9 protein-coding genes are annotated in these 8,314 nt (G+C 71.2%); 2 read left to right on the top strand and 7 right to left on the bottom strand.

The features are described from left to right. The 3 genes from AB0305_RS12840 to AB0305_RS12830 all read right to left on the bottom strand — a co-directional run. The coding region (locus AB0305_RS12840; protein ID WP_366173102.1) for an SMC family ATPase at positions 1-832 on the bottom strand (832 nt) is incomplete at its 3' end. Further along, positions 829-2,001, bottom strand: a complete 1,173-nt coding sequence (locus AB0305_RS12835) for an exonuclease SbcCD subunit D (RefSeq protein WP_364134805.1) — start codon at positions 1,999-2,001, stop codon at positions 829-831. The genes AB0305_RS12835 and AB0305_RS12840, both read right to left, overlap by 4 nt. A 77-nt stretch (positions 2,002-2,078) precedes the next feature. Continuing rightward, complete coding sequence (locus AB0305_RS12830; protein WP_364134802.1) at positions 2,079-3,086, bottom strand: aquaporin; 1,008 nt, start codon at positions 3,084-3,086, stop codon at positions 2,079-2,081. A 162-nt stretch (positions 3,087-3,248) separates the two neighbouring features. On the opposite strand from AB0305_RS12830, the gene AB0305_RS12825 reads away from it, so the two are divergent. Next, positions 3,249-4,289: an ADP-ribosylglycohydrolase family protein gene (locus AB0305_RS12825; RefSeq protein ID WP_364134799.1), complete on the top strand. Its 1,041-nt coding sequence runs from the start codon at positions 3,249-3,251 to the stop codon at positions 4,287-4,289. On the opposite strand, the gene AB0305_RS12820 is transcribed toward AB0305_RS12825, so the two are convergent. Next, positions 4,276-4,869 carry a DUF4395 domain-containing protein gene (locus AB0305_RS12820; RefSeq protein ID WP_366173099.1) on the bottom strand — a complete coding sequence of 198 codons (594 nt, stop codon included), beginning with the start codon at positions 4,867-4,869 and terminating at the stop codon, positions 4,276-4,278. The genes AB0305_RS12825 and AB0305_RS12820 overlap by 14 nt on opposite strands. Positions 4,870-4,942: 73 nt before the next feature. Next, positions 4,943-5,962, bottom strand: coding sequence for an exonuclease domain-containing protein (locus AB0305_RS12815; protein WP_364134793.1), 1,020 nt, complete (start codon positions 5,960-5,962; stop codon positions 4,943-4,945). Between the two features lie 68 nt (positions 5,963-6,030). On the opposite strand from AB0305_RS12815, the gene AB0305_RS12810 reads away from it, so the two are divergent. Next, positions 6,031-6,798 (top strand): VTT domain-containing protein, encoded by a 768-nt coding sequence (locus AB0305_RS12810; protein ID WP_290257868.1) that lies wholly within the window; start codon positions 6,031-6,033, stop codon positions 6,796-6,798. Positions 6,799-6,887: 89 nt separating this feature from the next. Here AB0305_RS12810 and rdgB read toward each other — a convergent pair whose 3' ends face one another. Both rdgB and rph read right to left on the bottom strand, forming a co-directional pair. After that, positions 6,888-7,538, bottom strand: coding sequence for an RdgB/HAM1 family non-canonical purine NTP pyrophosphatase (gene rdgB, locus AB0305_RS12805; RefSeq protein ID WP_364134790.1), 651 nt, complete (start codon positions 7,536-7,538; stop codon positions 6,888-6,890). Continuing rightward, positions 7,535-8,293, bottom strand: a complete 759-nt coding sequence (rph, locus tag AB0305_RS12800; RefSeq protein WP_290257430.1) for a ribonuclease PH — start codon at positions 8,291-8,293, stop codon at positions 7,535-7,537. The genes rdgB and rph overlap by 4 nt, the downstream gene beginning before the upstream one ends. Between the last annotated feature and the right edge of the window lie 21 nt (positions 8,294-8,314).

Genomic DNA, 8,314 nt, shown 5'->3' with positions numbered 1-8,314 from the left:
CCGCACGGGCGGACAGGTCGGCGGCGGCGGCGTCGGCGTCCCGGGCGGCGGCGCGGCGGGCAGCGCCGGCCGCTTCCGCCTCGCGGCCGTACCAGTCCAGCAGCGCGGCGGGGTCGTCCTGCGAAACGTCTTCCGAACCGCCGTCGGGGTCGATCCCCAGCCCGGCGGCTTCGGTGCCGGCCCGGGCGACGAGCAGCGCCAGCTCGCCGTTGAGGGTCTCTACCTCGGCCCGGGCGGCTGCCGCCTTCCGGCCGAGCTCCTGTTCGACGGCCTCAAACCGCTGGGTCCCGAACAGGCTCTGCAGGAGGGCCAGGCGGTCCGCGGCCTTGGACCGCAGGAACGCGGCGAAGTCCCCCTGCGGAAGCATGACCACCCGGGTGAACTGGTCCCGGTCCATGCCCAAGAGGGCCGTGATCTCGGCCCCGGCCTCGTCGTTGCGGCCCGACTTTTCCACCCAGGTGCCGTCCACCCGCTCCCGGAGCAGGGTGTTCGCCTTTTGCTCGGTGAAGCCGTTCTTGCCCCGGGCGCTGGGCTTGTTCCAGGCCGGGGTGCGGGAGACCTCGAAGTGCCGCCCCTTGGCCGAGAATTCGCAGGTGACCCGCGGTTCGGCTCCCGCCTCGGCGTGGTCGCTTCGGAGCCGCTTGCCCTCCTGCCGGGCCCCGGGAACGGAGCCGTAGAGGGCGAAGCAGATGGCGTCGAGGACGCTGGTTTTACCGGCACCGGTGGCACCGTTGAGCAGGAACAGACCATGGGCGCTGAGCCGGTCGAAGTCGATTTCTTCCGTGCCGGCGAAGGGGCCGAACGCGGAGATTTCCAGGCGGTGGATCCTCATCGGGATACCCCTTCCAGCCGGACCGCTTCGAGTGCCTCGGCAAGGACGGCCGCCTCGGCCTCGGCCGCGCTCCGGCCGCGGACGTGTTCCAGGAAGCCGCAGCAGACGGAGAGGTCGTCGACGGCGGAGGCGAGCCGGCTGCTGTAGCTGGTCTTGGGCGCGTCCTTGGCACCCTCGGGGTCGAAGCCGAGCACGAGGGTATCCGGGAAGCGGGCGCGCAGCCGTTCCATGGCCTGGGCGGGGCGTTGGGCGTCCGTCAGCGTCACCTGGCAGTACGCCGCCTCGGCCCACACCAGCCCGTCGTCGGCGAGCAGCTCCTCGAGCGTCCCGCGGAGCACCGCCAGTTCTCGCGGGGCTTCCCAGTGCACCTCCGTGACGCTGTCCACACCATCGGCCGTGATGTCCACCAGCCAGCCGCCCTTGCGGTGACGGGCCTCGGAGAAGGAGTAGGCCAGGGGCGATCCGGAGTAGCGGACCGCCGGGGACAGTTCCTGCCGGCCGTGCAGGTGGCCGAGTGCCACGTAGGAGAACCCGTCGAACAGATCCAGCGGCACCGCACCGACGCCGCCGATGCTCAGGTCGCGCTCACTGTCGGAGCTGATCCCGCCGCTGGCGAAGGTGTGGGCCAGCACAACGGAGTGGACCGTGCGCCCGGCGGACCGGGCGGCGAGGTCGGCGCGGACCAGGGTCGTGGCGGCACGGGTGACCTCGAAGTGGCTGGCCGTGTCCACGCCGAGGGCGCCGGCGACCAGCCGGGGTTCCAGCCAGGGGATGCCGTAGATCGCAAGCTGCGGGCCGGCGTCGTCGCCGTTGAGGGGCAGCAGCAGGGGCGTGGCGAGGTCGTCGAGCCTGGTCCGCAGGTGCACGCCGCCGCGTTCCAGCAGCCGGGAAGCGAAGCCGAGCCGGATGGCGGAGTCGTGGTTGCCGCTGGTCAGCACCACCGCGGCGCCGGCGTCGGTCAGCCGCACCAGGGCGTCGTCCAGGAGACCGACGACGTCGACGCCGGGCAGCGCACGGTCGTATACGTCGCCCGCGATGAGGACGACGTCGACCTTTTCGTCGCGGACGAAGGCGACCAGCTGGTCGACAAAGGACCGCTGCGCTTCAAGCATTCCGACGCCGTGGAACGACCGGCCCAGATGCCAGTCCGAGGTGTGCAATAACCGCATATAACTACGCTAACGGCTGGCACTGACACTCAAGCGCAGGCCCGGCGTCGAGGCCATGTATCGGTGTGTGAGAACGCTTACGGGGTGCGCTTGTCGAAGAAGTCGCGGGCCTCGTCGGCGAGGGCAGGGGCAGCCTTCGCCGGGGCTGTGGGTGCGGTCTCCACGACGTCGACGTCGCTACCCTCGGCTTCCGGATCGGCGGCATCCACGCCCGCTACCTGCCGATCCTCAACCTCCGGGTCCACGATGTTTGGGTCCCCGGCCACGGCAGTGGAATCGGCGGCCACGGCGTCGGGGGCGACGACGGCAGCCTGGGAGAATCCGCGGAAGACCAGGCCGGCAACGGCCGCGCCCACCAGCGGGGCCACCCAGAAGAGCCAGAGCTGGCCCAGGGCATCCGGGCTGCTAAAGATCGCGGAGGCGGTGGCACGGGCCGGGTTGAAGGGGGTGTTGCCGATGCTTTGTCCCAGCTGCAGCAGGCCGGCGTAGCTCAAGCCCACGGCGTAGGGCGCAGCGGTGCGGGCGGGGTTGCGGCCGGCGCTGGTGCCGAGGAAGACCGCCACCAGCAGGGCCGCGCCGAGCACCTCCACCAGGAGGACGCCGGGCATCGGGGCCTGGATGATCGAGCGTGAGTCGAAGCCGGCGGCAACCGTGTCGAAGGCGCTTTGGGTGCCGTTGAGCTTGGGCAACGTGCGCAGCACGCCGAAGAGGGCCAGGGCACCGAGCAGGGCACCCACCAACTGCGCCGCCACGTACGCGGCACCCTCAACCAGCCGGGTCCGGCCGGCAATTATGTGGCCCACCGTGACGGCGGGGTTGAAGTGGCCGCCACTGAGGTACCCGAAGGCAAGCATGGCGGCGGTAAGGCCCAGGCCGGCGGCCAGCGGGGCCGGAAGCGGGTTGTACTGCGGCACCGCGAACATCGGGACGCCGAGTCCGATCACGACCGCCAGCAGCGTCCCCAGGCCCTCGGCGGACAACCGGGCCAGCAGCCCGGGCCGTCCGACGGCGGGCTGAACAGCAGCCGGTGCCTGGTCGGAGGGCGGAACGGCGGCGGGCCGGGCATCGGGCGCGGGGTGTGTCATCTCGTGGGGTTTCCTTCGCTTCGGGTCGGGTGCCGCCAGCAGTCTTCCAGCGAAGTCTGGACGTTCGCTGGATCCGGGCCGCACGACCGGCCTCGTTCGACGGCCACGGCAAACGCGGCAACCGCGTCAGGCCCGTGGGTCCGGGACGGTAAATTTGAAACCATGAACGAGCAGCCCCCGGTCCCGTCGCACGAATCCCGCATCCACGGCTGCCTGCTGGGCGGTGCCCTCGGTGACGCGCTGGGCGCCTCCGGCGGCAGCGCCGCCGGAACGGACGGAACCGGCGTCCTCTCCGGCCGCACCCGGATGACCCTCTATACGGTGGACGGCCTGCTGGAGGCACTGGAGTGGGCCAATTCGGGGATGGCAGCGGACGCGAACGCCTGCCTCTGGTTGGCCTACCTGCGCTGGCTGGGCACCCAGGGGGTGTCGCTGCCGGAGGCGGCCCCGTTCCAGCCGCCGCGTTGGATTGACGGTCACGGCCTGCCGCGGGAGTCCCGCTCCCCCGACCCGGATTCCGTCGCCGCCCTGGTCACCGGCGAGATGGGGACGGTGCAGCGGCCGCTGAACCCGGACTCACGCGGCGGCGGCGCCCTGCTCCGCTCGGCGCCTTTCGGCCTAGTGCCCCACCTGGACGCCGCTGCCGTCTACAAGCTCAGCGCTGACGCGGCGGCACTCACGCACGGGCACCCCTCCGCCCGGCAGAGCGCCGGGGTCCTGAGCCTCACCATCCGGGCCCTGGCCCTGGGCGCGGGCCTGGCGGAGGCCGCCGGCGAGGCGGTCACCCATCTGGCAGGGGCCCCGCTCCCCCGCGGCGAGGACGCCGACACCGGCGTGCTGGAAACGCTCACCGCGGTACTCCGGGCACCGGAAATCTATGCCGCCTCCGCCGGCGGCGCGGACGCCGCGGGCCTCCTCGCCGTCGCACTGTCGGCGGTTTTGAAGACGGAGCCGGACGCCACGCACGACGGCAACGACCCGGAGACGGGCCGGACCCACTTCCGGGCGGCCGTCACCGCGGCGGCTGAGCGGGCGGACGATGCCGCCGGCGCGGCCGCCCTCGCCGGTTACCTCCTGGGCGCCCACTACGGAGCGGCGGCCCTCCCGGCGGACTGGCTGGCGGAACTGGAAGCCCCGGAACCGGAGGCCGTGGCACTGGTGAAGGGCATGGCCGAGCGGCTGGCGGCGGTTACCGGCGCCTGAACGAGACGTTGTTGCAGGCCTCGCAGACGTCGGCCGGGATGAGTCCCCGGCGCTGTAGCAGGCCGAAGATGGCGCAGCCCAGGCAGAAGCCGGCCAACGCCTCGAGCGAGGCCGCCACGATCAGCAGGCCCAGGAGGACCCAGGCGGCGGGCGCCACGCCCGTGGCGAAGAGAATGGCCGCCGTCGTCGAGAGGGCGGCGCCGATGCCCTGGGCGAAGCGCTTGGGCGGCCCAGGGACCAGCCGCTTCCGGCCAAGCGCCGGCGTGAGCACCTTGACCGAGAGGATGCCGAAGGGCGAGATCCGCGGCCCGAAGAGCACCCGCAGCCAGAAGCCGACGGCGATGACGGCCAGGCCCCAGCCGGAGCCCGTGAGCAGGGTCGCCACGGACAGCAGCACCACGAGCGCCGCCGTGATGCGGGCGGAGTATTCGTTCACCGGATTGGGGAAGGCGAAGACCCTGCCCCAATCCACTCCGCCGCGGGCGGGCGGCACGGTGACGAGGTTGGCCTGAGCAGTGTCGAAGCTGACCGGGCCCCGGGAGGCCGGGCGGGCAGGTGAAGAGATCAGTTTGCTCATCATTTAAAGCTAAAAGCCCCGGGCGCGGGGCCGAAATGAATGTTGCGTCATGTGAAGCCGGCCGAAACCGTCGGCCTCAGACCGCCCGGGCCGCGGGGGCGGAGTGGCCGCCCACCATCTGCAGGAATTCACCCTCTGACAGGACCTCGATGCGCTGCCCGCGCTGATGCAGCTCCAGCACGCGCCGGGCCTTGCCCGTCAGCCGGCCGGAACGCAGGTCCGCCGCGACGAAGCCGTCGCCCACCACCAGGACCGTGGTCCGCCCGGTCACCCGGCTCTCCGGCGCTGCGCCCAGCTCGGCCGAGCGCACCTTGGCCTCCTGCCTAGGGATGGCCAGTTCGCCGGTGAAGACCACCGTCTGGCCGAAGAGCGGGTGCCCCGGTTCGGCCAGCGGGTTGGGCGGCGGGTTTTCACCCTCCTCCGGCCAACCGGCGCGGTACGGGCGGATCACCGCCGGGCCCTGTCCGGCGGCGAGCGCCTCCAGCGCCGACTGGCTGGCCTTGGACAGCGGGTCGCGCCGCGGGTCGAAGGCCGGCTGACGGGACACGGTGATCCCCAGTGACAGGTAGAGTTCGGCGATGCTGGCGGCGCCGTTGCGGGCCGCGATATCGATCAGGATCCCGGCGCAGGCACGGGCATCCTCGGCTGCGTCGTGGTGGTTGACCAGCGGCACGCCCGCCTCTTCCGCCGCGTAGGGCAGGGAGTTGGAGACCAGCGAATAGCAGCGGCGGGAGAGCATCACGGTGCAGACGTAGTCGTAGGCCGGCCCCGGCAGGCCGGAGACCTCGAGGCCGGACCGGATGACGCCCAGGTCGAAGGCCGCGTTGTGGGCGGCCAGGATGTCCTCGCCGATGAATGCGCCGATCTCCGGGAAGAGCTCACCGAAGCGGGGCCGGCCGGCGACGTGCTCGGGCCGGATGCCGTGGATGCGCACGTTGTGGTGGTCGAAGATGTCGTGGCCGGCGGGAGGACGCATCAGCCAGGACGCCTCCTCCACCACGACGCCGTTGCGGACCTTGCTCAGGCCGACCGAGCATGCGGAGCCCCGGAACCCGTTCGCCGTCTCGAAGTCGATCGCCGTAAAGTCCAAAGCCACGCCCCATACTTTACCGCCGGAACCGGCAGGCCCTTCTCCAGTACGCTTGGAGGGTGAACCCAAATACCCTGCACGACCTCGCCGTGTCCACCCTCGGCGGCGCCGGCCCGGTCCAGCCGCACATGGCCTCGTTCCTGCCCGATTGGCTCAACCCCCAAGTCTTCCTGGCCGATCCCGCCCTGGCCCCCTGGGTCGTCCTGCTGGTCTGCGGCATCATCTTCGCCGAGACCGGCCTGCTGGTCGGTTTCTTCCTGCCGGGTGATTCCATGCTGTTCACCGCGGGCCTGCTGGTCGCCACGGGCACCATCCAGTTCAACATCTGGGCGTTCGCCGCCCTGATCGTGGTCTCCGCGATCATCGGCAACCAGGCCGGCTACCTGATCGGCTCCAAGGCCGGCCCCGCGATCTTCAACAAGCCCGACTCCAAGCTCTTCAAGCGCGAGAACGTCGAGAGCGCCCACGCGTTCTTCGAGAAGCACGGCGGCAAAGCCCTGATCCTGGCCCGCTTCGTCCCGATTATCCGCACCTTCGTGCCGGTGATCGTAGGCGTCGCGCAGATGAGCAAGCGCAAGTTCTTCCTCTACAACGTCATCGGCGCGGCGCTGTGGGGCGGCGGCGTGACGCTGCTGGGCTACCTGCTGGGCGACACCGTGCCGTGGGTCCGCGACAACCTGGACATCATCTTCATCGTGATCGTCCTGGTCTCCGTGGTGCCGATCGCCATTGAGGTCATCCGCGGCATGATCGCCAAGCGCCAGGCCGCGAAGTACGGCACCGACGTCGTCGATGAATTCATCGAGGAACACGAGCCCGAAGAAGAGCGCAAGACGCCCTGACCCCCGCCGCGGCCTGAACCGTCACAACGCACAAAGGATGGCGTCCCACCGAGGTGGGGCGCCATCCTTTTTTGCAGTGCTAAACGCGGTTACCGTCCGGCCAGTGCCTCCACGATCGCCGGCAGCAGCGCGCGGAAGGCGTGCCCGCGGTGGCTGATGGCGTTCTTCTCCTCCGGGCTGAGCTCGGCGCAGCTGCGGTCCAGCCCGCTCGGCTGCAGCACCGGATCGTAGCCGAAGCCGCCGGCGCCGCGCGGCTCGCGCAGCAGGGTGCCCTCCAGCTGGCCGTACTCCACTACCTCACGTCCCTCCCCCGCCGCCGACGCGGGAACGGCCAGCGCGGCGGCGCAGACGAACGCGGCGCCGCGGAAGCCGTCCGGGACGTCGGAGAGCTGGTTCAGCAGCAGTTCGAGGTTCGCGGCGTCGTCGCCGTGCCGGCCGGCCCAGCGGGCGGAGAAGATCCCCGGCGCCCCGCCGAGCACGTCCACGGCCAGGCCGGAGTCGTCCGCAATCGACACCAGCCCGGTGGCCTCCGCCACGGCGCGGGCCTTCAGCAGCGAGTTCTCGGCGAAAGTCACGCCGGATTCGACGACGTCGGGAGCCCCCACGGCGCCGGCGTCCACCACCTGCGTGTCCACGTCCAGGCCCGGGATCTGCCCCCGGAGCAGCTCCCGGAGCTCCCGGAGCTTACCCTGGTTGTGGGTGGCGAGAACGAGGACAGGTGCGGCTGCCTCGCCGCTCACGGGGCCTCGGCCAGGGTCTCGCGCTGGATCGCGGCGAGCTGTTCGGTGCCCAGCAGGGCCAGGTCCAGCAGCTTGTTCAGCTCGTCCCGGTCGAACGGGGCGCCCTCGGCGGTGCCCTGGACCTCGACGAACTTGCCGGAGCCGGTCACCACCACGTTCATGTCGGTCTCGGCGCGGACGTCCTCGACGTAGGGCAGATCCAGCATCGGAATGCCGTCGATGATGCCCACCGAGACGGCGGCGATGGTGTCAGTCAGCGGCTCGGCGTTGCGGGCGATCAGCTTGTTCTCCCGGGCGTAGCGGATCGCCTCGGCGAGGGCGACGTAGGCGCCGGTGATCGCCGCGGTGCGGGTACCGCCGTCGGCCTGGAGCACGTCGCAGTCCAGCACGATGGTGTTCTCGCCCAGGGCCTTGGTGTCGATGATGGAGCGGAGGGAGCGGCCGATCAGGCGGGAGATCTCGTGGGTGCGGCCGCCGATCTTGCCCTTGACGGATTCGCGGGCGGAGCGGGTGTTCGTGGCCCGGGGCAGCATGGCGTACTCGGCGGTGACCCAGCCGCGGCCCTCGCCTTTGAGCCAGCGGGGCACGCCCTCGGTCAGCGAGGCGGTGCACAGCACCCGGGTGTTGCCGAATTCGATCAGCGCGGAGCCTTCGGCCTGGTTGGACCAGCCGCGGGTGATGCTGATGGGGCGGAGCTGGTCCGGGGTCCGGCCGTCGGCGCGGAGAACGGGGGCAGTGGGAGCTTCGGAAGTCATGCCCCCTAGCTTATCGACAGC

The sequence above is a fragment of the Arthrobacter sp. NPDC080086 genome (genome assembly GCF_040702285.1).
Note: the sequence above shows the minus strand (reverse complement) of the source record. Positions and strands in the feature narration are given on the sequence as shown.